Annotated in this window: 23 protein-coding genes; 12 read left to right on the plus strand and 11 right to left on the minus strand. The window is 60.2% G+C overall.

Annotation, left to right across the window (positions count from 1 at the left end; translation table 11 throughout):
- Nucleotides 1-17: 17 nt before the first annotated feature.
- The 3 genes from PspS35_RS08190 to mfd are packed head-to-tail and all read right to left on the minus strand — an operon-like array spanning nucleotide 18 to nucleotide 6,748.
- Complete coding sequence (locus tag PspS35_RS08190) at nucleotides 18-2,711, minus strand: DEAD/DEAH box helicase (RefSeq protein ID WP_159933498.1); 2,694 nt, start codon at nucleotides 2,709-2,711, stop codon at nucleotides 18-20.
- A gap of 9 nt (nucleotides 2,712-2,720) precedes the next feature.
- On the minus strand, nucleotides 2,721-3,287 hold the full coding sequence (locus PspS35_RS08195) for a CsiV family protein (protein WP_159933499.1): 567 nt from the start codon (nucleotides 3,285-3,287) through the stop codon (nucleotides 2,721-2,723).
- Between the two features lie 11 nt (nucleotides 3,288-3,298).
- Entirely contained in the window at nucleotides 3,299-6,748 is a 3,450-nt protein-coding gene (gene mfd / locus PspS35_RS08200) for a transcription-repair coupling factor (RefSeq protein ID WP_159933500.1), read from the minus strand.
- A 340-nt stretch (nucleotides 6,749-7,088) separates the two neighbouring features.
- On the opposite strand from mfd, the gene PspS35_RS08205 reads away from it, so the two are divergent.
- Nucleotides 7,089-8,552 (plus strand): glyceraldehyde-3-phosphate dehydrogenase, encoded by a 1,464-nt coding sequence (locus tag PspS35_RS08205; RefSeq protein ID WP_159933501.1) that lies wholly within the window; start codon nucleotides 7,089-7,091, stop codon nucleotides 8,550-8,552.
- Between the two features lie 139 nt (nucleotides 8,553-8,691).
- On the opposite strand, the gene PspS35_RS08210 is transcribed toward PspS35_RS08205, so the two are convergent.
- Nucleotides 8,692-9,225: a chalcone isomerase family protein gene (locus PspS35_RS08210; RefSeq protein ID WP_159933502.1), complete on the minus strand. Its 534-nt coding sequence runs from the start codon at nucleotides 9,223-9,225 to the stop codon at nucleotides 8,692-8,694.
- Between the two features lie 63 nt (nucleotides 9,226-9,288).
- On the opposite strand from PspS35_RS08210, the gene PspS35_RS08215 reads away from it, so the two are divergent.
- Both PspS35_RS08215 and sthA read left to right on the plus strand, forming a co-directional pair.
- A complete protein-coding gene (locus PspS35_RS08215) occupies nucleotides 9,289-10,299 on the plus strand; it encodes an FAD:protein FMN transferase (protein WP_159933503.1) in 1,011 nt (336 codons plus the stop codon).
- Between the two features lie 188 nt (nucleotides 10,300-10,487).
- Entirely contained in the window at nucleotides 10,488-11,882 is a 1,395-nt protein-coding gene (gene sthA, locus PspS35_RS08220) for a Si-specific NAD(P)(+) transhydrogenase (RefSeq protein WP_159933504.1), read from the plus strand.
- Between the two features lie 42 nt (nucleotides 11,883-11,924).
- Here the strand turns inward: sthA and PspS35_RS08225 are convergent, their stop codons facing one another.
- On the minus strand, nucleotides 11,925-12,647 hold the full coding sequence (locus PspS35_RS08225) for a glycerophosphodiester phosphodiesterase (RefSeq protein WP_159933505.1): 723 nt from the start codon (nucleotides 12,645-12,647) through the stop codon (nucleotides 11,925-11,927).
- A 44-nt stretch (nucleotides 12,648-12,691) separates the two neighbouring features.
- The gene (locus tag PspS35_RS08230; RefSeq protein ID WP_159933506.1) at nucleotides 12,692-13,270 is read right to left on the minus strand and encodes a PilZ domain-containing protein; all 579 of its coding nucleotides are present in this window, start codon (nucleotides 13,268-13,270) and stop codon (nucleotides 12,692-12,694) included.
- Nucleotides 13,271-13,364: 94 nt separating this feature from the next.
- Between PspS35_RS08230 and PspS35_RS08235 the strand changes: the two genes are divergently transcribed.
- The 4 genes from PspS35_RS08235 to PspS35_RS08250 all read left to right on the plus strand — a co-directional run bounded on the left by PspS35_RS08235 (nucleotide 13,365) and on the right by PspS35_RS08250 (nucleotide 17,688).
- Entirely contained in the window at nucleotides 13,365-14,615 is a 1,251-nt protein-coding gene (locus PspS35_RS08235; RefSeq protein ID WP_159933507.1) for a lipoprotein-releasing ABC transporter permease subunit, read from the plus strand.
- A gap of 7 nt (nucleotides 14,616-14,622) precedes the next feature.
- Nucleotides 14,623-15,306, plus strand: coding sequence for a lipoprotein-releasing ABC transporter ATP-binding protein LolD (lolD, locus tag PspS35_RS08240; protein ID WP_165448107.1), 684 nt, complete (start codon nucleotides 14,623-14,625; stop codon nucleotides 15,304-15,306).
- Between the two features lie 60 nt (nucleotides 15,307-15,366).
- Entirely contained in the window at nucleotides 15,367-16,611 is a 1,245-nt protein-coding gene (locus PspS35_RS08245) for a lipoprotein-releasing ABC transporter permease subunit (protein ID WP_159933508.1), read from the plus strand.
- A 468-nt stretch (nucleotides 16,612-17,079) separates the two neighbouring features.
- Nucleotides 17,080-17,688, plus strand: coding sequence for a YopT-type cysteine protease domain-containing protein (locus PspS35_RS08250; RefSeq protein WP_159933509.1), 609 nt, complete (start codon nucleotides 17,080-17,082; stop codon nucleotides 17,686-17,688).
- A gap of 80 nt (nucleotides 17,689-17,768) precedes the next feature.
- Here PspS35_RS08250 and PspS35_RS08255 read toward each other — a convergent pair whose 3' ends face one another.
- Together PspS35_RS08255 and PspS35_RS08260 are read right to left on the minus strand one after the other, a co-directional pair.
- The gene (locus PspS35_RS08255; RefSeq protein ID WP_159938006.1) at nucleotides 17,769-19,109 is read right to left on the minus strand and encodes a heavy metal sensor histidine kinase; all 1,341 of its coding nucleotides are present in this window, start codon (nucleotides 19,107-19,109) and stop codon (nucleotides 17,769-17,771) included.
- On the minus strand, nucleotides 19,106-19,786 hold the full coding sequence (locus PspS35_RS08260; protein ID WP_159933510.1) for a heavy metal response regulator transcription factor: 681 nt from the start codon (nucleotides 19,784-19,786) through the stop codon (nucleotides 19,106-19,108). The genes PspS35_RS08255 and PspS35_RS08260 overlap by 4 nt, the downstream gene beginning before the upstream one ends.
- A 156-nt stretch (nucleotides 19,787-19,942) precedes the next feature.
- On the opposite strand from PspS35_RS08260, the gene PspS35_RS08265 reads away from it, so the two are divergent.
- Entirely contained in the window at nucleotides 19,943-20,455 is a 513-nt protein-coding gene (locus PspS35_RS08265; RefSeq protein ID WP_159933511.1) for a cupredoxin family protein, read from the plus strand.
- Nucleotides 20,456-20,521: 66 nt separating this feature from the next.
- Complete coding sequence (gene queF, locus PspS35_RS08270) at nucleotides 20,522-21,352, plus strand: NADPH-dependent 7-cyano-7-deazaguanine reductase QueF (protein WP_159933512.1); 831 nt, start codon at nucleotides 20,522-20,524, stop codon at nucleotides 21,350-21,352.
- Nucleotides 21,353-21,414: 62 nt separating this feature from the next.
- On the opposite strand, the gene PspS35_RS08275 is transcribed toward queF, so the two are convergent.
- Together PspS35_RS08275 and PspS35_RS08280 are read right to left on the minus strand one after the other, a co-directional pair.
- The gene (locus PspS35_RS08275; protein WP_159933513.1) at nucleotides 21,415-21,681 is read right to left on the minus strand and encodes a DUF4404 family protein; all 267 of its coding nucleotides are present in this window, start codon (nucleotides 21,679-21,681) and stop codon (nucleotides 21,415-21,417) included.
- Nucleotides 21,682-21,791: 110 nt separating this feature from the next.
- Nucleotides 21,792-22,400: an HAD family phosphatase gene (locus PspS35_RS08280; RefSeq protein WP_159933514.1), complete on the minus strand. Its 609-nt coding sequence runs from the start codon at nucleotides 22,398-22,400 to the stop codon at nucleotides 21,792-21,794.
- Nucleotides 22,401-22,595: 195 nt separating this feature from the next.
- Between PspS35_RS08280 and PspS35_RS08285 the strand changes: the two genes are divergently transcribed.
- Complete coding sequence (locus tag PspS35_RS08285) at nucleotides 22,596-23,285, plus strand: VacJ family lipoprotein (protein WP_159933515.1); 690 nt, start codon at nucleotides 22,596-22,598, stop codon at nucleotides 23,283-23,285.
- A gap of 64 nt (nucleotides 23,286-23,349) precedes the next feature.
- Here the strand turns inward: PspS35_RS08285 and PspS35_RS08290 are convergent, their stop codons facing one another.
- Entirely contained in the window at nucleotides 23,350-23,646 is a 297-nt protein-coding gene (locus tag PspS35_RS08290; protein WP_159933516.1) for a PilZ domain-containing protein, read from the minus strand.
- A gap of 277 nt (nucleotides 23,647-23,923) precedes the next feature.
- Here PspS35_RS08290 and rssB point away from each other — a divergent pair, with 277 nt between their 5' ends.
- Together rssB and rssC are read left to right on the plus strand one after the other, a co-directional pair.
- Nucleotides 23,924-25,105 carry a two-component system response regulator RssB gene (rssB, locus tag PspS35_RS08295; protein WP_012722871.1) on the plus strand — a complete coding sequence of 394 codons (1,182 nt, stop codon included), beginning with the start codon at nucleotides 23,924-23,926 and terminating at the stop codon, nucleotides 25,103-25,105.
- Nucleotides 25,105-25,587 carry an anti-sigma factor antagonist RssC gene (gene rssC, locus PspS35_RS08300; protein WP_003172602.1) on the plus strand — a complete coding sequence of 161 codons (483 nt, stop codon included), beginning with the start codon at nucleotides 25,105-25,107 and terminating at the stop codon, nucleotides 25,585-25,587. Before rssB ends, rssC begins: the two co-directional genes overlap by 1 nt.
- Nucleotides 25,588-25,609: the final 22 nt, after the last annotated feature.

Consider the following 25,609-nt stretch of genomic DNA (forward strand, 5'->3'; position numbering starts at 1 on the left):
CGATGGCGATCCGACAGTCAGCGCTTCTCTTGCTTATTCGGCAGTGGGGCAAACAGCGCCTCGATATCCTCGTTGGCCAGTTGCCAATCCCCGGTGGTGCGCCCATCCAGCACGCCCGCCGCCAAATCGGACTTTTCCTTCTGCAGGTGCTGGATTTTCTCCTCCACCGTGCCCCGTGCAATCATCTTGTAGACGAATACCGGCTTCTCTTGCCCGATACGATACGCACGGTCAGTCGCCTGGTTTTCCGTGGCCGGGTTCCACCACGGGTCGTAGTGGATCACGGTGTCGGCTTCGGTCAGGTTCAGGCCCACGCCGCCGGCCTTCAGGCTGATCAGGAAGATCTGCAACTTGCCGCTCTGGAAGTCTTTCACCGGCGTGCGCCGATCCCGGGTCTGGCCGGTGAGCAGTGCGTAGGCAATGCCACGTTTTTTCAGTTCGGCTTCGATCAGGCTCAGCATCGAGGTGAATTGGGAAAACAGCAGGATCCGGCGACCTTCGGCAAACAACTCGTCGAGCATGTCCAGCAAGCTGTCGAGCTTGCCCGAGCTACTGCCGCGGGCGGGCAGGGTGGCGTCGTTGACCAGGCGTAGATCGCAGCAGACCTGGCGCAGCTTGAGCAGTGCTTCAAGGATGATGATCTGGCTGCGTGCCACGCCCTTGCGGGTGATCTCGTCGCGGACCTTTTTATCCATGGCCAGGCGCATGGTTTCGTACACGTCGCGCTGGGCTTCGTTAAGGTCGACCCAGTGGATGATCTCGGTCTTGGGCGGCAATTCCGTTGCCACTTGCTCCTTGGTACGGCGCAGCAGGAAGGGTTTTATCCGACCGTTGAGGTGCTGCAATCGCACCTCACTGGCGCGCTTTTCGATGGGCACGCGGTAGTCACGGTTGAAGCTTTTCACGTCACCCAACCAGCCCGGTAGCAGGAAGTGGAACAGCGACCACAGCTCGCCCAGGTGATTTTCCAGCGGCGTACCACTCAGGCACAGGCGCTGCCGGGCATTCAGCTCGCGCGCTGCCTGGGCCGCCTTGCTGGAAGGGTTCTTGATGTACTGGGCTTCGTCGAGGATCAATACGTGCAAGGGCAGGGCGGCGAGGTGGTCGATGTCCTTGGGCAGCAGGGCGTAGGTGGTGAGCAGTAGGTCGTAATCCTGCAGGTTGGCGAAATGTTTCTTACGCCCGGCACCATAAAGTGCCTGTACCCGCAGTTGCGGTGTGAAGTGCGCCGCTTCGTCTAGCCAGTTGGGGATCAGGCTGGTGGGCATCACCACCATGCAGGGCCGGTCCAGGCGGCCGGCGATCTTTTCGCTGAGGATATGCGCCAAGGTCTGTAGGGTTTTGCCCAGGCCCATGTCATCCGCAAGAATCCCGCCGACGTCCAATTGGCGCAGCGACTGCATCCAGCTCAGGCCTTCCAACTGGTAAGGGCGCAAGGTCGCGTTCAGGCCTTCGGGCGCTACGCAGGTGAAGTCCTTGATATCCCGCAGGCGCTGGGCAAAATTGCGGATCTTCTCGCCGCCTTCCCATTGCAGCGGGAGGTCTTCCAGCGGGTTCAACCGGATCGCATCGGCCTTGGCCAGGCGCAAGGTGGTGGTGCCAGCTTCCTGTAGGTAAAACTCGCCCAGCGTTGCCAGAACCGGTTTCAGGCGACCGTAAGGCAGCGCCACTTGCAACGGGCCGTGGCCGCCGTTGGGCAGGCCGGGAATGTTCACCAGGATCAGTTCGTCATCACGGCGCCGTGCGAGTTTTTCCGGGTTGAGGATCTCGGTGTGGGAGCGCATCAGGTTCAGCAGGATCGGCAGCAGGCTCAGCCGCTCGCCGTTGACGATAATGCCCAGTTCCAGGTCGAACCAATCGCGCTCAGGCCCTTCATCGACGGTGGCGTACCAGTCGTCCACCGTGCTCAGGTCGAAACCGAAATCCTCGTCGATCTGCAACTCCCAGCCCTCGGCGCGCAAGGTGGGCGAGGCGTTGAGGGTGAAGTTCAGCCAGGCGCTGTCATTGACCATCTCGAACAATTCGCCGGCACTTTCCGGCAGGGCCTTGCTCTGGCGTGTGGCGATCTTGAAGCCCAGCAGGCGCAGGTGTTCGCGATAGGGCTGTTCCAGCGCCGGGTGGCGCTTGATGCGCAGGCTCTGGGTGTCCTGGCGCACGATGATGTCGGCGTTCTTTTGCCCGCTGACATAGTTGCCCAAGTAGTTGAACGACAACGCGGCACGGTGCTGGATATAGCGTTGCATCTTGCCGTTGCGCGGTTCGAACGCACTGAACTCGATACTCGCCAGCCACAAACGCGGCACCGGCATCACGTCTTCCATCACCACCTGTGGCAACACCACGCGGTTGTCCAGCACGGCCTGGAGTTTTTCCAGCAGTTCGGCATCCTGGGCGGCGGCTGGATAGGCCAGCGTTTCCTGGACCTTGAGCAGCACGGCGGCGATGTGTTTGCAGTTGGTGTGCACCGGGCAAGTACAGCGGCTGTCCACCAGGATCAAGGTGCCCTTGGCTGACTCGCGCAGTGAAATGGTCTGCCGGTAAACGTTGCTACCCGAGCCTTCGCAACTGGCGATGATGGTGCTGTCGCCGGACTCGACGATACGCACACGGTTCTCCAAGGCATAACGTCGCCCGCGCTCCAGGCTTTGCTCTTTGAAGCGATTGGCCCACGAAGGGGCCAGGGGCTTGGTCAACGACGACGTCAGGGGCATGGCGCTGGATCAGTCCTGGATGTCGGGCGGCGGTGCGCTGGGTGGCTTGGCGGTCAGCGAAGTGATCTTGATCAGCAGCGCCAGATGGCCGCCGTCGAGGTAATTGAGTTGGTTGTTCTTGGTGCGCACGTCAGTCTGGTTCAGGTGTTCGCTGGCGATCACACTGCCGTTGCTGTCGAATTGGTTGATCCAGAACTGCGCATCGATGTCGGTAAAACGCCCCAGTTGCAGGTTCAGCGTGCCCTCGATGGGGAACTGGCCGAACTGTTCCTGGCCGTCGGTGATCGCGATTTTGACCGGCTGTTCGCCGAGGTTCTGTTCCCAGGCCTTGTGCGCCAACACGGTGTAGCTGTTATCGGCGCGCAACTTGTCGACGATGTTGCTCAGGCGCGGCGGGCTCATTTTGTCGCCCAGGCGCGCAGCCCCGGCATCCCAGTTTTCCGGCGCGGCGCGGCTGTTGATCACCGGCTCCGCGTTCTGGCGTACCAGGATCATTTCTACCTGGTACGGGCTGTCGGCGAATGCCGAAGGCGCCACTACCACCAACAACAAGCTCAGCATGCGGAACAGGCGCATTGGGGCGTCCTTCAAACAGATTTCGGGATGAGGCGCTCAAACAGCGCCTCCAAGGTATTAAAGCGCTCTTCGGCACGTTCCATCGGCACCATGAACTTGAACAGCGTAGCCCCTTCGAACTTGTAGCGGTTGGGCTGGCCCTGGATCAACTTGATCAGCACCAACGGGTCCACCGGCGTCTGCGCTTCGAACTCGATGCGCCCGCCCTGCGGCCCGGCGTCGACTTTCTTGATGCCCAACTGCTCGGCCTGCAATTTAAGCAGGGTCAGGCGCACCAGGTTCTTGGTCGGCTCGGGCAGCAGGCCGAAGCGGTCGATCATCTCGACCTGCAAGTCCTTGAGGCCTTCTTCGTCGGTGGCCGAGGCGATGCGTTTGTACAGGATCAGCCGCGCGTGCACGTCCGGCAGGTAGTCTTCGGGAATCAACGCCGGTAGGCGCAGGTTGATTTCCGGACCGCCTCCCAGGGGTTGGTCGAGGTTCGGTTGCTCGCCCTTGCGGATGGCTTTGACCGCCCGTTCGAGCATCTCCATATACAGGGTGAAACCCACCGCCTGGATCTGCCCGCTCTGACCGTCGCCCAGCAGTTCGCCGGCGCCGCGGATTTCCAGGTCGTTGGTGGCCAGTACAAAACCGGCACCCAGGTCCTGGGTGTTGGCGATGGCTTCCAGGCGCTTCTCGGCGTCGGAGGTGATCTGTTGGCGAGGCGGCGTCAGCAAATAGGCGTAGGCCTGGTGGTGACTGCGGCCCACACGCCCGCGCAGTTGATGCAATTGCGCCAGGCCGAACTTGTCGGCACGTTCGATGATGATGGTGTTGGCGCTTGGCACGTCGATGCCGGTCTCGATGATGGTCGAGGCGATCAGCACGTTGAAGCGCTTGTGGTAGAAGTCGCTCATCACCTGTTCGAGTTCACGTTCGCGCATCTGCCCGTGGCCGATGGCGATCCGTGCTTCCGGCACCAGTTCGGCGAGGTCGGCGGCGCATTTCTCGATGGTTTTGACGTCGTTGTGCAGGTAGTACACCTGGCCACCACGCAGCAACTCGCGCAGCAGTGCTTCTTTTACCGTGCTTTTGTTCTGCTCCATCACGAAGGTGCGCACCGACAGGCGCCGTGCCGGCGGCGTGGCGATGATCGACAGGTCGCGCATGCCCGACACCGCCATGTTCAGCGTGCGTGGGATCGGCGTCGCCGTGAGCGTAAGAATATCGACTTCACTGCGCAGGGCCTTGAGCTGTTCCTTCTGACGCACACCGAAGCGGTGTTCCTCGTCGATGATCACCAGGCCCAGGTTCTTGATCTTGACGTCGTCCGATAGCAGCTTGTGCGTGCCGATCACGATGTCGATCTTGCCTTCGGCCAAATCGGCGACGGCGGCATTCACTTCCTTGGCCGACTTGAAGCGGCTCATCACTTCGACGGTCACCGGCCAGTCGGCAAAGCGGTCGCGGAAGCTGTTGTAGTGCTGCTGGGCGAGCAGGGTGGTGGGCACCAGAATCGCCACCTGGCGACCGCCGTGCACCGCAATAAAGGCTGCACGCATGGCCACTTCGGTCTTGCCGAAGCCCACGTCGCCGCACACCAGGCGGTCCATCGGCTTGGGCGCGAGCATGTCGGCGCGCACCGCTTCGATGGTGGTTTGTTGGTCCGGGGTTTCTTCGAAAGCGAAACCGGCACTGAAGGTCGCGTAGTCGGCTTTCGGGTCGGCGAAGGCATAGCCTTCACGGGCCGCACGACGGGCATAGATGTCGAGCAGTTCGGCAGCCACATCGCGCACCTGTTCGGCGGCCTTGCGCTTGGCTTTCTGCCAGGTCTCGGAGCCCAGGCGGTGCAACGGCGCCAAGGCATCGTCGCTGCCGGTGTAGCGGGCGATCAGGTGCAGGCTGGCGACCGGCACGTAGAGCTTGGCGCCCTCGGCGTATTCCATGGTGAGGAATTCGGCGGCCTGGTTGTCGATCTCCAGGGTTTGCAGGCCCAGGTAGCGGCCCACGCCGTGGTCGATATGTACCACCGGCGCGCCTTCGCGCAGTTCGGTGAGGTTCTTGATTACCGCGTCATTGTTGGCGTCGGCGCGCTTTTCGCGACGGCGACGTTGCATCACGCGCTGGCCGAACAGTGGGCTCTCGGCGATCAGCGCCAGGGCCGGGTCATCCAGTAGCAAGCCTTCGTCGAGCGGCGCGATGGTGATCGCCAGGCGTTCTTTGCTCTTTACGAAGTCCGGCCAGCTGTCGACGGTTTTTGGCCGCAGTTTCAGGCGTTCCAGCAGTTCGAGCAGCACTTCACGGCGGCCGGCGGATTCAGCGGTAAACAGCACGCGGCCGGGGAAGTCGCCGAGGAAGTTGGACAACGCCTCCAGAGGCTGCGTGGCTTTGGCTTGAATCGCCAGGTCCGGCAGCGTTCCCGCTGGAAAGCGTTCGCGGCCACTGCCGGCGTCCACATCCTGCTGGCTGGCGACGACACGCGGCCAGTTCTTCAGGCGGGCGAAGCAGTCTTCCACCGGCAAAAACAGTTCGGCCGGTGGCAATAAAGGACGGGACGGGTCGACGCGGCGCTCTTCGTAGCGGTTGCGCACGTCGTTCCAGAAGTTTTCCGCCGCTTGCTCGATGCCCGGTAGCGAGAACACCTGGGTGTCCTGAGGCAAGTAATCGAACAGCGTGGAGGTTTCGTCGAAGAACAGCGGCAGGTAGTACTCGATACCGGCGGGGGTAATCCCGCTGCTCAAGTCCTGAAAGATCGGGCAGCGACGGAAGTCGACGTCGAAGCGTTCACGAAAGCGCGCCTTGAAGCGGGTGACCGCGTCTTTTTGCAGCGGGAACTCCCGGGCGGGCAGCAGCTTGATCGAGTCGACTTTGTCGATGGAGCGCTGGTTCTCCGGATCGAAGGTGCGCAGGGTTTCGATTTCGTCATCGAACAGGTCGATGCGATACGGCAACTTGCTGCCCATCGGGAACAGGTCGATCAGGGCGCCGCGCACTGCGAATTCGCCGTGCTCGTACACCGTGTCGACGCAGCGATAGCCGCTGGCTTCCAGGCGCGTGCGCATCTGCTCGACGTCGAGCTTCTGGCCGATATCCAGCACCAGGCTGCTGCCCAGCAGGAACTTGGTCGGCGCCAGGCGGTGCAGTGCCGTGGTGATCGGCACCACCAGTACGCCGTGGGCCAGTTCCGGCAAGCGGTACAGGCTGGCGATGCGCTGGGAGATGATGTCCTGATGCGGCGAGAACAGGTCGTAGGGCAGGGTTTCCCAGTCGGGAAAATGCAGCACCGGTAAATCGGGGGCGAAGAAGCTCAGCTCCTGCTCCAACCGTTCGGCACTTTGGCTGTCGGCGGTAAGCAGCAGGGTAAAGCGCTTGGCTGCGCTGGCAGCCTCGGCAATGGCCAGGCTCAGGGCGGCACCGGGCAGGTTGCCCCAGTGCTGTTTACCTGCCGCAGCAGGGAGTAGCGGTAGACGCAGAACGGGCACGGAAGGTTGAGCTCCAAGCGTTGCGACAAAGTCGGTAATTGTAACGGGCCAAGGTGCCGCCTGTCAGTTGCTGACTGTGCCTATTACGGTTTGTAGGAAATGTAGTGGCTAAGACAAACAATGGCGTGTTTTGACTCAATATGTAGTGCCAAAAAGCGCGAATGTTTAGGAGTGTTACGGACAAGTTGGCTTGCTCGCTCAACTAGTGGCCTTCTGAAGCCCGCGTATTTACTGGGCTCCAGCGAGGTATCAAGTTTGCGCAAGCCGTTTTTGTTGTCCGGTGCGCATTGCTCCCCGGACACTCGGGCGGCATAATGTAGCCCCTTTTTTCAGCCCCTACATGTGGAAGGTTCCCGTGACTCAGAAGCCCGACCAGTGTCTTGGTGAATGGATCGACCGTGAAGCACTCGCAGAAGCGATGATCCCGCTTATCGGTCAGCTATACCGCAATAACAATGTGGTGAGCTCGATCTATGGCCGCAGCCTGATCAACCAGTCCGTCATCGCGATTCTCAAGGCGCACCGCTTTGCGCGCCATCGCTCTGCCGACGACAGCGAACTCTCCGTCCACGAAACATTCCCACTGCTCAAGGCCATGAGCGAGCTCAAGCTCGGCGCGGCCTCGGTAGACCTGGGCAAGTTGGCGTACAAATTCCGCAAAGAAGGCGCTGGCCGCACCGCCGAGCAGTTCGTGCGTGAAGAAATGGCCGACGTGGTTGGCCAGCAAAACGCCGCAGCCCGCAAAGGCACCGACGTTGTACTGTACGGCTTCGGTCGTATCGGCCGCCTGCTGGCGCGCATCCTGATCGAAAAAACCGGTGGCGGCGACGGCCTGCGCCTGCGTGCCATCGTCGTACGCAAAGGCGCCGACAACGACCTGACCAAGCGCGCGAGCCTGCTGCGTCGCGACTCGGTACACGGTCCGTTCAACGGCACCATCGTCATTGACGAAGAAAACAACACCATCACCGCCAACGGTAACCTGATCCAGGTGATCTACGCGAAGAACCCGTCCGAGGTGGACTACACCCAGTACGGCATCAAGGACGCCCTGCTGGTGGACAACACCGGCGTATGGCGTGACGCCGAAGGCCTGGGCCAGCACCTGGCCTGCCCGGGTGTCGACCGCGTTGTGCTGACCGCGCCTGGCAAAGGCAAGCTGAAGAACATCGTGCACGGCATCAACCACGGTGAAATCACCGCAGACGACAAGATCGTGTCCGCCGCTTCCTGCACCACCAACGCCATCGTGCCGGTGCTCAAGGCTGTGAACGACAAGTTCGGCATCGTTAACGGTCACGTTGAAACCGTTCACTCGTACACCAACGACCAGAACCTGATCGACAACTTCCACAAAGGCGATCGCCGTGGTCGTAGCGCCGCGCTGAACATGGTGATCACCGAGACCGGTGCTGCCACTGCTGCTGCCAAGGCCTTGCCTGAGCTGGCCGGCAAGCTGACCGGTAACGCGATCCGCGTGCCGACGCCTAACGTGTCGATGGCCATTCTCAACCTCAACCTTGAGAAAGCCGCCAGCCGCGAAGAGATGAACGAGTACCTGCGCTACATGGCGCTGCACTCCGATCTGCATAAGCAAATCGACTACGTCAATTCCCAGGAAGTGGTCTCGACTGACTTCGTTGGTTCGCGCCACGCCGGTGTAGTGGATGCCGAAGCGACCATCAGCCAGGACAACCGCGTTGTGTTGTACGTGTGGTACGACAACGAGTTCGGCTACAGCTGCCAGGTGGTTCGCGTGATGGAAGACATGGCCGGGGTTAACCCGCCTGCGTTCCCGCGCTAAGCCTTTGCAGTGAATGAAAAAGCCCCGACTGGTTCGGGGCTTTTTCTTGGCTGGGCTTGTGGTGTGGGTGAGGGCCTCATCGGGGGTAAGCCCCCGATAGCGGTGGTTCAGCTGCAACATCTGCACCTGGCACCCTTTTTCATTTCAGCAATTTGCCGCGCAACTCATCAGACAGGCCCTTGGGCGCCAGCCAGATGCCCAGGTAGGCCCTTGCCAGCGCATCATTGCGGCTGCTGAACACCACTTGGCCATTGATCTCCAAATTCAGGCCACGGCCCGGACGAAAGTCCAGGGCATAGCGATCACCGCTGCGAATGTTACGAAAGCTGGCGTGCAATTGGTCCAGTTCCGGCTTTAAACGCGCATTGGCCTGTTGGCGTTCAAGGGTGGTGGTGGCGGCCTTGATTACATCGTTGCGGTCGATATCGCGAAAGTAATACAGCACCAGGCGGACAGCCTTTTGCTGTTCCCAGGCTTGCTTCGCGCCGAGGTCCGCCGGGGTGTAGAGCGCCGCTGCATACACATCGGCCCAGAGATAGGTCAGCACGGCCTGGTTTTTCAGCGCCAGTTGCTGGGACTGCGCCGGAAAATTCGCCTGGGCGAGACGATCTGCCTCATTGGCGAATGTCGGGATCGAGAACATCAGCAATAAACACAAAATGACATGTCGCATAATGGCCGATCCTGAAAAGGTGTGTGCCTACAGGTTAATTCAATTACGGCAACGGCAGGGTTTATGGGCAATCTGCGTCAAGTGGTGATGTTCTGTGCGGTGGCGCTGCTCACCGGCTGCGACGGCGATTCGCTGGAACGCTTTGGCGGGCCGACCATGGGCAGTACCTATTCGATCCAGTACGTCAGAACGTCGAGCGCGCCGGGTCCGAAAGAACTCCAGCGCCAGGTGGAAAGCCTACTAGGCGAAGTTGACCGGCAGATGTCGACCTACCGCAGCGACTCCGTTATCGAGGGCTTCAACCGTCTGCCGGCGAACAGCTGTCAGGCGATGCCTGCGCCTGTCCTGCACCTGGTGCGCACCGGCGAGCAGTTGTCCCAGGCCAGTGACAGTGCGTTCGACCTGACGGTTGAGCCGCTGTTGAACCTGTGGGGCTTCGGCCCCCAGGCGCGGGCGTTGAAGGTGCCGGACGCCACGACACTCAGGCTGGTCCGGCAGAGCGTCGGGCACCAGCACCTGCGCATCGAAGGTGAGCAACTGTGCAAGGACGCCGCCATCGAAATCGACTTCAACAGCATCGCCGCCGGCTACGCCGTGGACCGTATCGCTGAGTTGCTCGGCGGCCAGGGCGTCCACAGCTACCTCGTCGAAGCCACTGGCGAGCTCAAGGCCGTTGGCCGCAAACCCGATGGCTCACCTTGGCGCATCGCCCTGGAAGAGCCTCGGGATGATCGGCAGGTGGCCGAAAAAATCATCGAGGTGGATGGCTTTGGGGTGTCCACGTCAGGTGACTATCGCAATTATTTCCAGCAGGATGGTCGGCGTTATGCCCACACGCTGGATGCGCGTACCGGTGCGCCGATCACCCATCAGCTGGCCTCGGTGACCGTATTGCACCCCTCGGCGTTGATGGCGGATGGTTTGTCGACGTTGCTGCTCATCCTCGGGCCTGAGCAAGGTCGGGACTATGCTGAGCAGCACGGCATCGCGGCCTTTTTCGTGAGTCGTGAAGGGGCTGGTTTCGTCACGCGCACCAACCAGGCGTTCGATCAATTGACGGGTGTAAAACCGTAATCGGCGCCCTGTAGTAAAGGCAAGACTGGCCTACGACGCGACCAAGGGTTAATGTGCGCGGCGTTGAGCCTTATATAGACTGTGCCCCGGTTCACACACTTGAGCCAAATTGTCCTTCATGACCGCTGGCCGCGGCATGATTTAGCCAGGCGTCCAACCGTGCGCCTGGCCTGTTCTGAGGAGTACGCATGGCTGTCTACAACTACGACGTGGTGGTACTGGGTTCCGGCCCGGCTGGAGAAGGTGCGGCGATGAACGCCGCGAAGGCAGGGCGCAAGGTGGCGATGGTCGATAGCCGTCGCCAGGTCGGCGGTAACTGCACCCACCTGGGTACCATCCCGTCCAAGGCCTTGCGTCACTCGGTCCGCCAGATCATGCAGTTCAACACCAACCCGATGTTCCGGGCCATTGGTGAGCCGCGCTGGTTCTCGTTCCCGGACGTGCTCAAGAGCGCTGAGAGAGTCATCTCCAAGCAAGTGGCATCGCGTACCGGCTACTACGCCCGTAACCGCGTCGATCTGTTCTTTGGCACCGGCAGCTTTGCCGACGAGCAAACCGTCGAAGTGGTCTGCGCCAACGGCGTGGTCGAGAAGCTGGTGGCCAAGCACATCATCATCGCCACCGGGTCGCGCCCGTATCGCCCGGCGGACATCGATTTTCACCACCCGCGTATCTACGATAGCGACACCATCCTGAGCCTGGGCCACACCCCGCGCAAACTGATCATCTACGGCGCTGGCGTGATCGGCTGTGAATACGCCTCGATCTTCAGCGGCCTGGGTGTACTGGTGGAACTGGTGGATAACCGCGACCAGTTGCTGAGCTTCCTCGACTCGGAAATTTCCCAGGCGTTGAGCTACCACTTCAGCAACAACAACATCACCGTGCGCCACAATGAAGAGTACGAGCGGGTCGAAGGCCTGGACAATGGCGTGATCCTGCACCTCAAGTCCGGCAAGAAGATCAAGGCCGATGCCTTGCTGTGGTGCAACGGCCGTACCGGCAACACCGACAAGCTGGGCATGGAAAACATCGGCGTCAAGGTCAACAGCCGTGGCCAGATCGAGGTGGATGAGAACTACCGCACCTGCGTGCCGAACATCTACGGCGCCGGTGACGTGATCGGCTGGCCAAGCCTGGCCAGTGCGGCTCACGACCAGGGCCGTTCGGCCGCTGGCAGCATCGTTGACAATGGCAGCTGGCGCTATGTGAACGACGTGCCGACCGGGATCTACACGATTCCCGAGATCAGCTCGATCGGCAAGAACGAGCACGAATTGACCAAGGCCAAGGTGCCTTACGAAGTGGGCAAGGCGTTCTTCAAGAGCATGGCGCGTGCGCAGATCGCCGGTGAGCCCCAAGGCATGCTGAAGATCCTGTTCCACCGCGAAACCCTGGAAGTCCTCGGCGTGCATTGCTTCGGCTACCAGGCTTCGGAAATCGTGCACATCGGCCAGGCCATCATGAACCAGCCAGGCGAGCAAAATACCCTCAAGTATTTTGTGAACACTACGTTCAACTACCCGACCATGGCTGAAGCCTATCGGGTCGCGGCCTACGACGGCCTCAACCGGCTTTTTTGAGCGGCTCCGGCCGGTGGCCTGAGCCGGCCGGGGAGACCGATTTCAGTAATTCCCAAGGGTGGCAGTGGCCAAACCGGGAAAGTCTGTAATCAGGCTATCTACGCCGAAGTCGGCGAGCCTGCGCATCAGTGCAGGTTCGTTGACCGTCCACACGGACACGTGCAAGCCCTGGCGCTGGGCTTTTTCCAGACGCTCGGGGGTGCACAGCGTCCAGTTCAATGCCAGGTACTCGCAGCCATAGTTTTGCGCGACCTTCAGCGGGTCGAGCCAGGCGTATTCGGCCACCAGGCCGCGTGACAGGTCTGGGGTGAGTTCAATCGCCGCCTTCAATACTTCCCGCGAGCTTGAGGTCACGGTGACTTTGTCCATCAGGCCAAACCGTACGGCCATCTCACGGATTGCCAGCACAGTGGTTGCAGCGCGGGTGCGCGAGGCGCTTTTGACTTCCAGTTGCCAGTGGTCGAAGTCGCACTGCTCGAACAGTTCTTCCAGGCGCGGGATCGGGCACGGTTTGATCCAGCCCGGGCCGCCTTTGCGCGCGTCCATCTTCACCAGGTCTGCCGCCGAATACTCGACGACTTTGCCGCGCCGGTCGGCGGTGCGCTTGAGGGTTGGGTCGTGGATGACCATCAACTCGCCGTCCATGGACAGGTGCAGATCCAGTTCGCATCGGCGTACGCCGTGCTTGAGGCACTCCTGGAAGCTGGTCAGGGTGTTTTCCGGTGCTTCGCCTTTGGCACCGCGGTGGCCGTAGATCAGGGTCACAGTTGCTCCTTTGCGCCAGGCGGGCTGGCGTAGTGAATACGAATTCAGAGGTCGTCGCTTTGTTCTCGCGCCAGGCGGCGTTCCTGGGCCTGTTTCTGCAGGATGTAGCGCGCCAGCAGTTGGCGTTGGGCATCGGTCATGGCTTCGAATTCCGTGCCCACGTCAAAGCCATCGCCCTTGGGATCGCAATGGGTGACGCGTGCCCGCAGCAGCAGGCCGAGCGCCTGTGGCATCAGCACCAGCTTGACCGCAAGGTGGGCGCCGACGGCCAGTGGGGCAGGGTGTTGGAAGTCGATGCCGCCTTCGGAAATGATCACCGGCTGTGGGGCGCCGACTTCGTCCAGCAGGCCACGGGCCATGATTTGGCTGAGTAGATCCACGCGTTTGTTCTGCACGCGCAGGAAGGCAGCGAGGGTGCGGTCCTTTTCGCTGAGCTGGCGCAACAAATGCTGGGCTTCGAATTCGCTGAGGTGCAGTTCGCTGAGCAGATTGAACAGTGGCGAATCATCCAGCAACACTTCCTTGCTCGCCGCTTCGGGGGCAGACAGGCTTTTGATTTGGAGTGCGATCATGTCGTCGATACGGTAGTATTCGCGGCGCTCTTCTTCATCTAATGTCGACATGGCGAACCCCAGGTAACGGTAATGGTCTGAGTGTAAAGCTGCTTACCTGACCCCGCCACCGGGACGTCTTCTTTTCCTCCGAACAAGCCCCGACATGTTCAGACCTCTCTTCGTATTTATTGGCACGCGTTATACCCGTGCAAAGCGTCGCAATCATTTTGTGTCGTTCATTTCCTTGACCTCGATGATCGGGCTCGCCTTGGGCGTGGTCGTGATGATCGTGGTGCTGTCGGTGATGAACGGCTTCGATCATGAGATGCGTACCCGCGTGCTGGGCATGGTGCCCCACGCGACCATCGAGGGCGATTCGCCTATCAGTGATTGGCAAAGCCTGGCCGCCAAGGTCAAGCAGAACCCGAAGGTGGTGGCCGTTGCGCCATTTACCCAGATGCAGGGGCTGCTGACCCATGACGGCAAGGTGCAGAAAATCCTGCTCAATGCCATTGATCCGGCCCAGGAGCGCAACGTGTCGATCATCGACAAGTTTATGCTGCAGGGCAAACTCGACGACCTGGCCCCCGGCAGCTTTGGCATCGTGATCGGTGACAAGGCGGCAGCCAAGCTCGGTGTGGGCCTTGGCGACAAGCTGACCTTCGTCGCGCCGGAAGTCACCGTGACCCCGGCCGGCATGTTCCCGCGGATGAAGCGCTTTACCGTGGTCGGTACCTTCCACGTCGGCGCCGGCGAGATCGACGGCTACCTGGGCCTGACCAACCTCACTGACCTCGCCCGCCTGCACCGTTGGCAGCCCGACCAGGTGCAGGGCCTGCGCCTGAAGTTCAACGACCTGTTCGACGCCCCGCGCGGCGCCTGGGACATCGCCCAGCACCTGGGCGAAAGCCAGTATTACGCCCGCGACTGGACCCGTACCCACGGCAACCTGTACCAGGCCATCCGCATGGAAAAAGCCATGATCGGCCTGTTGTTGCTGCTGATCGTCGCGGTGGCCGCGTTCAATATCATCTCCACTTTGGTGATGGTGGTGAACGATAAGAAGGGCGATATCGCGATCCTGCGTACCCTGGGCGCCACGCCGGGGCAGATCATGGCGATCTTCATGGTGCAGGGCACCGTGATCGGCGTGGTCGGCACCTTGATCGGCACCGCGGTCGGCATTCTGGCCGCATTGAACGTCAGCGCCGCCATCGCCTTGCTTGAAAAGGTGATCGGCCACAAGTTCCTCAACGCCGACGTGTACTTCATCGACTACTTGCCGTCCCAGGTTCAGGCCCAGGACGTGCTGATGGTGGGCGGCGCTGCGTTGGTCCTGAGTTTCCTTGCCACCCTGTATCCAGCCTGGCGCGCGGCACGTACCCAGCCAGCACAGGCCTTACGTTATGAGTGAATCGGGCATGAGTGAAAAAGCAATCCTGAGCTGCCGCAACCTGGGCAAATCCTACGAGGAAGGCCCGGAATCGGTGGTGGTGCTGTCCAACCTGCAGCTTGAGCTGCATCCGGGCGAACGCGTGGCGATCGTCGGCAGTTCCGGTTCCGGCAAAAGTACCTTGCTGAACCTGCTGGGCGGCCTCGATACGCCGTCCCAGGGCAGTGTGTGGCTGGCCGGCGAAGAGTTGTCGGCCTTGAATGAAAAGGCCCGTGGCCAACTGCGCAACCGTTCGTTGGGCTTCGTGTACCAGTTCCACCACCTGTTGCCGGAATTCACCGCCCTGGAAAACGTGTGCATGCCGTTGCTGATCGGCAAGACCGCCATCCCGCAAGCCCGCCAGCGTGCCAAGGCCCTGCTGGAACGCGTCGGTCTCGGCCATCGCCTGGAGCACAAACCGGCCGAGCTGTCCGGCGGCGAGCGCCAGCGTGTGGCAATTGCCCGCGCCCTGGTGAACAACCCAGGCTTGGTGATGCTTGACGAGCCCACCGGCAACCTCGACTCCCACACCGCCCAGGGCATCAAGGACTTGATGCTGGAACTGAGCACCCAGATGCGCACTGCGTTCCTGGTGGTGACCCATGACATGAGCATGGCCCGCCAGATGGACCGCGTGCTGCACCTGCAGGAAGGTCATCTGGTCGCCATCTGACCCGTTTCAAGCCCGGCGCCTGGCGTCGGGCTTTTTCAATTTTTCAGGCGGTGCACGCGAATGTTCAGACCGTTATCGATTTTCATCGGCACGCGCTATACCCGCGCCAAGCGCCGCAACCGTTTTGTTTCGTTTATCTCGATGACCTCGATGATCGGCCTCGCCCTGGGCGTGCTGGCGATGATCGTGGTGCTGTCGGTGATGAACGGCTTCCAGCGTGAAATGAGCTCGCGCATCCTCGGCATGGTGCCCCACGCCACCATCGTCGGCGTGAACCCGATTGATGACTGGCAGCCGGTGGCCGCTGCGGCGATGAAAAATCCGCAAGTCACCGCTGCGGTGCCATTCACGCAGATGGATGGCATGTTCTCCTACAAGGGCGCGATGCAGCCGATTGAGATCAGCGGCGTCGATCCGGCCCAGGAAGGCAAGGTGTCGATCGTTGCCCAGCACATCGTGCAGGGCAAGCTGGAAGACCTTAAACCCGGCGAATTTGGCGTGGTGGTCGGCGAAATCACCGCTCGGCGTTTTCGCCTGAACGTGGGCGACAAGCTCACTCTGATTGTGCCGGAGATCAGCACCGCACCGGGCGGCATCACCCCGCGCATGCAACGCTTGAACGTGGTCGGCATCTTCAAGGTCGGCGCCGAGCTGGATGGTTCAATGGCGTTGATCCACATGGCCGACGCGGCTGAGATTCAGCATTGGCAGCCGAACCAGGTGCAGAGCGTGCGCCTGGCGTTGAAGGACTTGTACGCGGCGCCCAAGGTGTCGGCGGACATCGCAGGCGGCCTGGGCGCGGCCTACAAGGCGGATGACTGGACCCACACCCAGGGCAGCCTGTTCAGCGCGATGAAAATGGAAAAAACCATGATCGGCCTGTTGCTGCTGATGATCGTTGCCGTGGCGGCGTTCAACATCATCGCCACCTTGATCATGGTGGTGAATGACAAGGGCGCGGACATTGCGATCCTGCGCACCATCGGCGCCACGCCCCGGCAGATCATGGCGATCTTCATGGTGCAGGGTACGGTGATCGGCATTGTCGGCACCTTGATCGGCGGCGTGCTGGGGGTGATTGCAGCGCTGAACGTGAGTGAGCTGGTGGGTTGGGTCGAGCGGGTGAGCGGGCAGCATATCTTCAGTTCGGACGTGTATTTCGTCAGCAACCTGCCGTCGGAACTGCAAAGTGGCGATGTGGTGCTGATTTGTACGGCCGGATTTGTGTTGAGCTTCCTGGCGACGATTTACCCGGCGTACCGGGCGGCGAAGATTGAGCCGGCGCACGCCTTGAGATATTCGTAAAGTTTGACACTGTCGTCGTCGGTCCATCAGTTTTTACAGGGGAGTGCGCTGTACCTGTAGATACTTTGTTTACGGCCAAGTCCTTAGCAGGTTTTTGCACTAAGACAGCTTGGCCGTATCAACACCTTCCCTCTGCAGGCAACTTTACGGTTGCCTCGTCTGGTAGTGAATGCGCCCAATTGGCCAAGGGTGGCCGGCTTGCACATACAAAGATTCTCCTTGGCCGGCACAGCTGTAAATGATCAGCGTCGTGCGCAGTCACATCACCAGTCCCAGCAGTCCAGTCACTCCGGGTGTTCTCGTTGGGGGGGGGTAGGCTTTTCCTTATTAGTTAATTAACAATGATTGATGACTGGTTTTCAGGAATATTCTTCGTAGAATAATGACTGTCGGTTTAGAGCGCCTGAATGAGCCTGTGAGTATGGCGCGCAAAGCTGGAAAGTTTGAGTGGTTACGGGGAGTGTGAATATGAAAGAGCGGTTACTAAACTTATGTAAAAAATATGATGTGGAAATCGTTAAAGATTATAGGCAATACGATGACCGTGCAATGCGCAGCTATGATTTGACGAGAGGAGGTTGGTGTCATGGCATGGTGATCGACTGGTTGCGATGTAAGCGTAAGAGTATTGATTTCTGGGAGTCGCTCAATAGCGACTCGGGGAAGAGTCGCGTACGCTTTCTCATGGCGCGTCAAGAGATGGTGCTTCTAAAAGGCACTTTTGCAGATACGAAACCCCAGGTCCAAGCGGGAATGTCCTCGGCAGGCTTGGTGTTGCGCACTTTAGAGCTATGCGCAGGTAGTAATGATCAAGTGTGTGCGACTGCTTTAGTTAACTCACTGTTACGGGGGGAGGGCCGATATAGATATTTTTCCATCCATGACGGTCTCGGTACTGCTCATGCGATGGGCTTTCTGCGTAGTCAAACGCAGCTTGTCTTCATGGATCCTAATGCGGGCGAGTTCGTATTTCCAGCGGAGTCTGTATTTGGGCTATGGCTGTTGGAATACTTGAAGTTAATGAGATACGAGTCAAAGGGCTGGCTAAAGACTTGTTTGGTGCAATCTTTCGGTTGATCAGATTACGCCGATTCTTGTAAGTGGCTCTTTATCTAAGGTTCGGGTTCATATCCCTTAGAAGATGTTGGCGATTAGCCTTACCCGTGCAGCTCAATTATAAACCTTGTGCATCCCGCCTCTGATTCACAAAAAATCTTCCCCCCATGCGCTCTTACAATCGACTGGGTAATCGCCAGCCCCAGCCCGGCATGCTCGCTGCTGCCTTCATGGCGCGCCGGATCGGCCCGATAGAATCGGTCGAACAATCTCGGGAGCAGCTCTGGTGGAATGCCTTCGCCGCTGTTCTCAACCCTCAGCGTTGCGCCATCCACCATACTCACACGCACTTCACCGCCCGCTGGCGTAAACCGCAGTGCGTTATCGAGCAAGTTCGATAGCGCCCGGCGCAACATGCCGCGATCACCCGTGATATGGGCCGTGCCTTCGCGCACCAGGGTGACGTGGGCGTCCTCCGCCAGCAAAGCGAAAAACTCCAGCAGGGCATCCACTTCAAGCGCCAGGTCCAGGGCCTCACGTTTGGGTACCAACAAGCCATGATCCGCCTTGGCCAGGTACAGCATGTCATTGACCAGTTGCGCCATCCATTGCAGCTCCTCCAGGTTGCTGTGCAGCGCCTCGCGGTAATCCTCCAGCGGGCGCGGCTGGGTGAGGATGACCTGGGTCTGGGTCAGCAGGTTTGACAGCGGGGTGCGCAGTTCGTGGGCGATATCGGCGGAGAACGCCGACAGGCGTTGGAATGCATCATCCAGGCGACCGAGCATGGCGTTGAAGGCTTGCGCCAGTTCCGCCAGTTCCGCCGGCATGTGTTGCTGGGGCAGGCGCTGGGTCAGGGAATGGGCCGACACGCCGGCGGCCACTTCACCCATACGCCGTAGCGGCCGCAACCCGCGACGCGCGGCCCAGGCGCCCAGGAGCGCGGTGGCCAGGGCCGAGAGGCCAACGGTGAGCCAGATCAAATGCTGCATGCGCTGCAGGAAGTGCTGGTGATGGGTGATGTCGAGCATCAGGCTCAGTTGTGGCGAGTCGGTTTGGTCGGGCATCAAGGGTGCGTTGTACACGCGGTAGTCGGTGCCGGCGTTTTGCAGGCTGTGCAGGCCGGGCGTTGAGGGCAGGGTGACGCCGGGCGCATCGTCCAGCCAGCGCTGGCCGGCGGCGGTGATGCGTAGGGCAAGGTCTGGCTGGCGATTGAGTTCGGCGCGCAGTTGCGGCTCGCGTTGGGCGAATGCTTGAGGCGAATCGACACCCTGCAAGGTGCTGCGCAACGCTATCAGTTTGCTGTCGAGTTGCTGCTGGTCCAACTCGATGAAGTGCGCCTCACTGGCTTGGTTGAACAGCACGCCTGCAATCAGCGAGACCACCGCCGTACAGGCGGCAAACAACAGTGCCAGGCGGCTGGCCAGAGATAGGCGCTTGATCAATTGCACCGTTCCTCCAGCACATAGCCCATGCCGCGAATGGTGTGGATCAGCTTGCTGGGGAAGTTGTCGTCGACTTTGAGGCGCAGGCGGCGGATCGCGACTTCGATGATGTTGGTGTCGCTGTCGAAATTCATATCCCAGACCTGGGAGGCGATCAGCGTCTTGGGCAGCACTTCGCCCTGACGGCGCAGCAGCAGTTCCAGCAGCGAGAACTCCTTGGCGGTCAGGTCGATGCGTTGGCCATCGCGCTCGACGCGGCGTCGGATCAGGTCCAGGCGCAGGTCGGCCAGTTGCAGGGTGGTTTCCTGTGGTGTGCTGCTGCCACGGCGCAACAGGCTACGCACTCGCGCCAACAGCTCGGAAAAGGCGAACGGCTTGACCAGGTAATCGTCGGCGCCCAGTTCCAGGCCATGTACGCGGTCCTCCACGGCATCGCGAGCGGTGAGGAACAGCACCGGGATATCCAGGCCGGCGCTGCGCACGGCTTGCAGGATCTGCCAGCCGTCGCGGCCGGGCAGCATCACATCGAGGATCAACAGGTCGTAGTCGCCGGTCAGCGCGAGATGCTGGCCACTGGTGCCGTCCGCCACCAGTTCGGTGGTGAATCCCGCCTCGGCCAAGCCCTGGCGCAGGTAGTGGCCGGTTTTTGGTTGGTCTTCGACGATCAGCAGTTTCATGGGCAGCTCTTGGCAACGGGTGACAACGGGCTTTATACCGTGGGGGCGAGGTGAGGGGCGCAACCTGACAAAGTTGTAATCTAGCAGTCAGCTGGCTGGCAGCGGCGTAATCTTAGAGTGCTGCTCAAGCGGGTTCTATATTTTTGGAGGCGAGAGATGGCGTTGCGTACACCCCTGTTGTTGGCGGGCTGCCTGCTGGTGTTGAGTTTCAATGCACTGGCCGATGCGGCCCACACTTACGCGTTTGGTCAGCCGGCAGCGGCTGACAAGGCCACGCGTACCGTGGAGGTGACGCTGCAGGATATTTCCTTTGCGCCCAAGTCCCTGGATGTAAAAGCCGGTGAGACGGTGCGCTTCGTGCTGGTCAACAAAGGCCAGTTGCTCCATGAGTTCAACCTGGGCGACGCGGCGATGCACGCAGCGCACCAGAAGGAAATGCTGCAAATGCAGGCCAGTGGCATGCTCACGGCCACCGGTATGGGCAAGATGGATCACAGCGCCATGGGCCATGGTGCAATGAAGCACGATGACCCGAACAGCGTGCTGGTCGAGCCCGGTAAAACCGCTGAGTTGACCTGGACGTTCACCCAGGCAACCGGCCTGGAGTTCGCCTGCAACCTGCCGGGGCATTACCAGGCGGGCATGGTGGGGACGCTGACCGTCGAGTAATGTGCTGCTTAGGGGCGGGGTCAAAGGCTGGTAGACTGGCGCGGTTTATTTAGCCAGGTTTCCGCCATGCATCCCGCAGCCGAACATTCGCCGCTGGGCAAGTCCAGTGAATACATCTGCACCTACACGCCGTCGTTGCTGTTTCCGATTCCTCGCGCTGCCAAGTGGGCCGAACTGGGCCTGAGTGCCCAGACCCTGCCGTACAAGGGCGTGGATTTCTGGAACTGCTTCGAATTGTCCTGGCTGCTGCCGTCGGGCAAGCCGGTGGTGGCCATCGGTGAATTCAGCATCCCGGCCGACTCGCCGAATATCATCGAGTCCAAGTCGTTCAAGCTGTACCTCAACTCGCTGAACCAGACCGCGTTTGCCGACACGGCACGCCTGGAAGCAACCCTGCGCACCGACCTCAGCGCCGCCGCCGGCAAGCCGGTGAGCGTACGCATCCGCAGCCTGGCCGAGATCGAGGCCGAAGGGGTGATGGCCCTGCCGGGTGTGTGCATTGACGACCTGGACATCAGTGTCAGCAACTATGAACACCCGCGCCCTGAGTTGCTGCGTTGCGATGACTCGCGCATCGTTGAGGAGAGCGTGCATAGCCATCTGCTCAAATCCAACTGCCCAGTCACCAGCCAGCCCGACTGGGGCAGCGTGGTGGTGGAGTACCGTGGTTCGGCGTTGGATCACGCGAGCTTGCTGGAATACATCGTGAGCTTTCGCCAGCACTCCGACTTCCATGAGCAGTGCGTCGAGCGCATCTTCCTGGACTTGCAGCGCTTGCTGAAGCCGGAGAAGTTGACCGTGTATGCGCGGTATGTGCGGCGCGGTGGGTTGGATATCAACCCGTACCGCAGCACTGAGGATGTGGCGTTCCAGAACGTGCGCCTGGCTCGCCAGTAAGTAAATGTGGGAGGGGGCAAGCCCCTCCCACATTTTGGTGTTGTGCCTGGCTTGGTTTCGGGTCAGATGCCCATGTTGCCCAAGGTGATCATGATATTGCGCAGCGTCCCGGAAATCACCGGGTGCTCAGCGTCGAACTCTATGGCCGCTTGACTCACGTCGTCGGAAATACTGGGCGTTTGAGTGGCCGGCTCAAGTTCAAGTTGTAATTCAAACTTGGCAATCAGGGCCTCCAGCGCTTCACGTTTTTCTTGCGGCAGCGGCGGTTGCTGTTCCAATTGCCCGCGCAGGATATTGACCTGTTCTTCCAGTTTTTTGCGATCAGGCATGACGTTCTTCCTTTTATCGATAGGCACTGGCATAGACCGCGGCACGCCGAGAAAGGTCTACGGGCTGACCTGTAGATTAATCCACTGGCGCCTACTGTGCATGATATCGATCAGGGCTTCTCGCCTTTGAGCTGGCGCAGGCTGATGTCGGCCAAGCAGGTGCCGAGTTCACCAAGGTGATCGATCACCGAGTGCACCCCCAACCCATACAGCGCCACGGTGGCCTTGCCACGCTTGTATTCGCGTTCCTTGTCGCTCAGCGCCAGCCATTGTTCGGGCGCCAGGCCGCACAGTGAACCGCAGGAGGCCAGGCCGATGGTCCACAGCCCGGCGTTAAGTCCCGATTGCAACAGCCGAGGTTCGCCACTGACCAGGACGCAGCCTTCCAAGCGCTCGGTGTTCAATTCCATCAAGGCTTGCCAGCACGCGTGGGGCGCGGGCCAGCGGATGGGGGAGGGCGAGGCGGCCTTGAGCCAGTCGGGCAGTGCGGCGGCCAGGGGGGTGGTCACCGCTGGCGGCAATTCATCCAGCCAGGCGCATGGCACGCCTTGCTCCTTGAGGCTGCGCAGGATCTTCAGAGCCCCTGGCGTGGCTTTGGAGCCCGGTGAGGGTGAATCGGTGAGTGCCTGGGAACCGAAATCCACCAGGCAGCCACTCAGGCCAAACAACACGGCAGTCAAGGTGGGCGCGCTGGCGGTGGCAATCTCGGCTTGAGGCATGTCGACATCCCTGAAATAGCTCTGACGCTATCGGGGCCGAATGACAAACGGATGACACTCGGGCGAATTGTAGGAATTTTGTCCATTTTGAGTATGACGTTTCCTGGCGGCTGCCTAATTCGACACTTCCGTCATATACTGACGGCCTTATTCAGGGCATAGCGCCCATGACAGACCATTCAAGGAGCAAAAGCTATGCGCTGGAGCCACTACTTCGCTCAGCTGTCGGTGTGTGCCACTGTCCTGCTGGCGCCGCTCGCCGCACAGGCCGCGTCGGAAGATGATCCATGGGAAAGCGTCAACCGCCCGATCTTCACGTTCAACGACACCGTTGATACCTACGCCCTCAAGCCACTGGCCCAAGGCTATCAGTGGATCACCCCGCAATTTGTCGAAGACGGTATCCACAACTTCTTCCGCAATATCGGCGATGTCGGCAACCTGGCCAACAACGTGCTGCAACTCAAGCCTCACAATGCCGGCGTCGATACGGCCCGCTTGTTGGTCAACACCACGTTCGGGGTGCTGGGCTTTATTGATGTCGGCACCAAAATGGGGCTTCAGCGCAACGATGAGGACTTCGGCCAGACCCTGGGTTACTGGGGCGTGGGCAGCGGTCCGTACGTGATGATCCCTTTGCTGGGCCCAAGCACACTGCGTGATGCGCCGTCCAAGTACGTGGACAGCTACACCCAGCCGTACCGTTATATGGATGATGTGTCGCTGCGCAACAGTGTCATGGGCCTGGGCATCGTCGACACCCGTGCCAGCCTGCTCGACAGTGAGAAGCTGATCACCGGCGACAAGTACACCTTCATTCGTAACGCCTACCTGCAGAACCGTGAGTTCAAGGTCAAGGATGGCAAGGTCGTCGATGACTTCTAAGCTGTGACGTTTTGAAATGAAAAAAAGGCGACCCTTGGCCGGTCGCCTTTTTTATGCGCGGGTTTCAGCGCATTTTCAGAATCTTGAGGCCTAAGTGCTGGCTCTCGCCGTCGTTCTTGGCCCATACCACTTCGGTATCCGCCTCCAGGCCGGTAAGGGCGGCATGCTCCGAATCGATGCGTACAGTCAGTTTATCGCCCACATCGAACTGGCGTGGTGCCTGCACTTGCATCCCAGAGCTGGAAAGGTCCACGCAAACCCCGGCAATCTCCTGCCCGGCGTGGAGCAAAGACACATCTGCATCCACTCGCATGCGGATGAAATCGCGTTTCTCAGCGTAGTCGCGCTCGTGTTCGCTCATGGGTTCCATCCTTACTTTGTGTTGTGGTCGTGGCTGTTCTTATAACTCCCGGTGATTTGCGATGTAAAGACGCCCGGCGACCATCGGCATGAGCTTGAAACACCTGTCGGATGGGAGTACCGTCTGCGCCTTAGAAGGGCACCTCTGCTTTACAGTTGTGCGTGGGCAAAACGCCCATGCTTTGTAGGACAGAGAGGCTAGAAAGCGAATCCAGTAGTGTGAGCCCGGCCATTGTCGAGCCGCCTACGCCAACCTAATTCTGGCGCCGTTTGCCCACATGCAAAAAACCAGTGCCACGCTGCTGATAATCGATGACGACGAAGTAGTACGCGCGAGTCTCGCGGCCTATTTGGAAGACAGTGGCTTCAGCGTCCTGCAGGCCAGCAATGGCCAACAGGGTCTCCAGGTATTCGAGCGCGACCAGCCCGACCTCGTGATCTGCGATCTGCGCATGCCCCAGATGGGTGGCTTGGAGCTGATTCGGCAGGTGACCGAGCGTGCGCCGCAGACGCCGGTGATTGTCGTGTCCGGTGCCGGCGTGATGAACGACGCTGTCGAGGCTTTGCGCCTGGGCGCTGCCGACTACCTGATCAAGCCCCTCGAAGACCTGGCGGTACTGGAGCACTCTGTGCGTCGCGCCTTGGATCGTGCGCGCTTGCTGGTAGAGAACCAGCGCTACCGCGAAAAGCTCGAAACCGCCAACCGCGAACTCGAAGCCAGCCTTAACCTGCTCCAGGAAGACCAGAACGCCGGTCGCCAGGTGCAGATGAACATGCTGCCGGTCAGCCCTTGGACGATCGACGAATTCCAGTTTGCTCATCAGATCATCCCGTCACTGTACCTGTCGGGTGATTTTGTCGACTATTTCCGCGTGGATGAGCGGCGCGTTGCGTTCTACCTGGCCGATGTGTCCGGCCACGGTGCTTCTTCTGCTTTTGTCACCGTGTTGTTGAAGTTCATGACCACGCGGCTGTTGTTCGAGTCCAAACGCAATGGCACCTTGCCGGAGTTCACCCCTTCGCAAGTGCTGGGCCACATCAACCGAGGCCTGATCAGTTGCAAGCTGGGCAAGCACGTGACGATGGTTGGCGGCGTGATCGACGAAGAAACCGGTCTTTTGACCTACAGTATTGGCGGTCACCTGCCGATGCCAGTTTTATATACGCCTGACAGTGTGCGTTACCTGGAAGGACGTGGTCTGCCCGTTGGCTTGTTCAATGAAGCCACCTACGAAGACCACATCCTGGAACTGCCGCCAACCTTCAGCCTGACGCTGATGTCTGACGGTATCCTGGACCTTCTTCCAGAGCCTACACTCAAAGAGAAAGAAGCCGCCTTGCCCCAAAAGGTCAAGTCGGCGGGCGGCAGCCTGGATGGCCTGCGGCAGGTTTTTGGATTGGCCACGCTAGGGGAGATGCCGGATGATATCGCCCTATTGGTGTTGAGCAGGAATCTTTGATGAGTACCGGAAGAATCCAATTCGCCGAGCAAGACGGGACCTTCGTCCTGAAGTTTGTCGGTGAAGTGCGCCTGACCTTGTGTTCGGCGTTGGATGCGACGATTGAGCGGATTTTCACAGCGTTGAACTTCTCGGCGATCGTGATCGATCTGACCGAAACCCGCAGCATCGATAGCACCACTCTTGGGCTGTTGGCCAAGTTGTCCATTCTGTCTCGGCAGAAGGTCGGCCTGTTGCCCACGGTCGTTACCACCCACGAAGACATCACCCGTCTGCTGCAGTCCATGGGGTTTGATCAGGTGTTCAACATTGTTGATCGCCCGATTCCGTGCCCGGAATGCCTCACCGACCTGCCGTCCCAGGACCAGTCCGAGGAAGTCGTGCGGGTCAAGGTGCTGGAAGCGCATAAGATCCTGATGGGCCTCAATGAGTCCAATCGCGAAGCCTTCCACGACCTCGTGAATGCCTTGGAGCGTCACTGATCCACCTGTTGGAGCACATTCC

The organism is Pseudomonas sp. S35 (assembly GCF_009866765.1).
In the GTDB taxonomy this organism is placed as follows: Bacteria; Pseudomonadota; Gammaproteobacteria; order Pseudomonadales; family Pseudomonadaceae; genus Aquipseudomonas.

Bases quoted from the DNA above. Each gene is read 5' to 3' on its own strand.
- PspS35_RS08210 (WP_159933502.1), bottom strand. From the start codon at position 9,225: ATGCGACATGTCATTTTGTGTTTATTGCTGATGTTCTCGATCCCGACA.
- PspS35_RS08265 (WP_159933511.1), top strand. From the start codon at position 19,943: ATGGCGTTGCGTACACCCCTGTTGTTGGCGGGCTGCCTGCTGGTGTTG.
- PspS35_RS08195 (WP_159933499.1), bottom strand. From the start codon at position 3,287: ATGCGCCTGTTCCGCATGCTGAGCTTGTTGTTGGTGGTAGTGGCGCCT.
- PspS35_RS08290 (WP_159933516.1), bottom strand. From the start codon at position 23,646: ATGAGCGAACACGAGCGCGACTACGCTGAGAAACGCGATTTCATCCGC.
- PspS35_RS08245 (WP_159933508.1), top strand. From the start codon at position 15,367: ATGTTCAGACCGTTATCGATTTTCATCGGCACGCGCTATACCCGCGCC.
- PspS35_RS08190 (WP_159933498.1), bottom strand. From the start codon at position 2,711: ATGCCCCTGACGTCGTCGTTGACCAAGCCCCTGGCCCCTTCGTGGGCC.
- lolD (WP_165448107.1), top strand. From the start codon at position 14,623: ATGAGTGAAAAAGCAATCCTGAGCTGCCGCAACCTGGGCAAATCCTAC.
- PspS35_RS08215 (WP_159933503.1), top strand. From the start codon at position 9,289: ATGGGCAATCTGCGTCAAGTGGTGATGTTCTGTGCGGTGGCGCTGCTC.
- sthA (WP_159933504.1), top strand. From the start codon at position 10,488: ATGGCTGTCTACAACTACGACGTGGTGGTACTGGGTTCCGGCCCGGCT.
- PspS35_RS08285 (WP_159933515.1), top strand. From the start codon at position 22,596: ATGCGCTGGAGCCACTACTTCGCTCAGCTGTCGGTGTGTGCCACTGTC.
- PspS35_RS08235 (WP_159933507.1), top strand. From the start codon at position 13,365: ATGTTCAGACCTCTCTTCGTATTTATTGGCACGCGTTATACCCGTGCA.
- PspS35_RS08280 (WP_159933514.1), bottom strand. From the start codon at position 22,400: ATGCCTCAAGCCGAGATTGCCACCGCCAGCGCGCCCACCTTGACTGCC.
- PspS35_RS08230 (WP_159933506.1), bottom strand. From the start codon at position 13,270: ATGTCGACATTAGATGAAGAAGAGCGCCGCGAATACTACCGTATCGAC.
- rssC (WP_003172602.1), top strand. From the start codon at position 25,105: ATGAGTACCGGAAGAATCCAATTCGCCGAGCAAGACGGGACCTTCGTC.
- rssB (WP_012722871.1), top strand. From the start codon at position 23,924: ATGCAAAAAACCAGTGCCACGCTGCTGATAATCGATGACGACGAAGTA.
- PspS35_RS08275 (WP_159933513.1), bottom strand. From the start codon at position 21,681: ATGCCTGATCGCAAAAAACTGGAAGAACAGGTCAATATCCTGCGCGGG.
- PspS35_RS08260 (WP_159933510.1), bottom strand. From the start codon at position 19,786: ATGAAACTGCTGATCGTCGAAGACCAACCAAAAACCGGCCACTACCTG.
- queF (WP_159933512.1), top strand. From the start codon at position 20,522: ATGCATCCCGCAGCCGAACATTCGCCGCTGGGCAAGTCCAGTGAATAC.
- PspS35_RS08205 (WP_159933501.1), top strand. From the start codon at position 7,089: ATGTGGAAGGTTCCCGTGACTCAGAAGCCCGACCAGTGTCTTGGTGAA.
- PspS35_RS08250 (WP_159933509.1), top strand. From the start codon at position 17,080: ATGAAAGAGCGGTTACTAAACTTATGTAAAAAATATGATGTGGAAATC.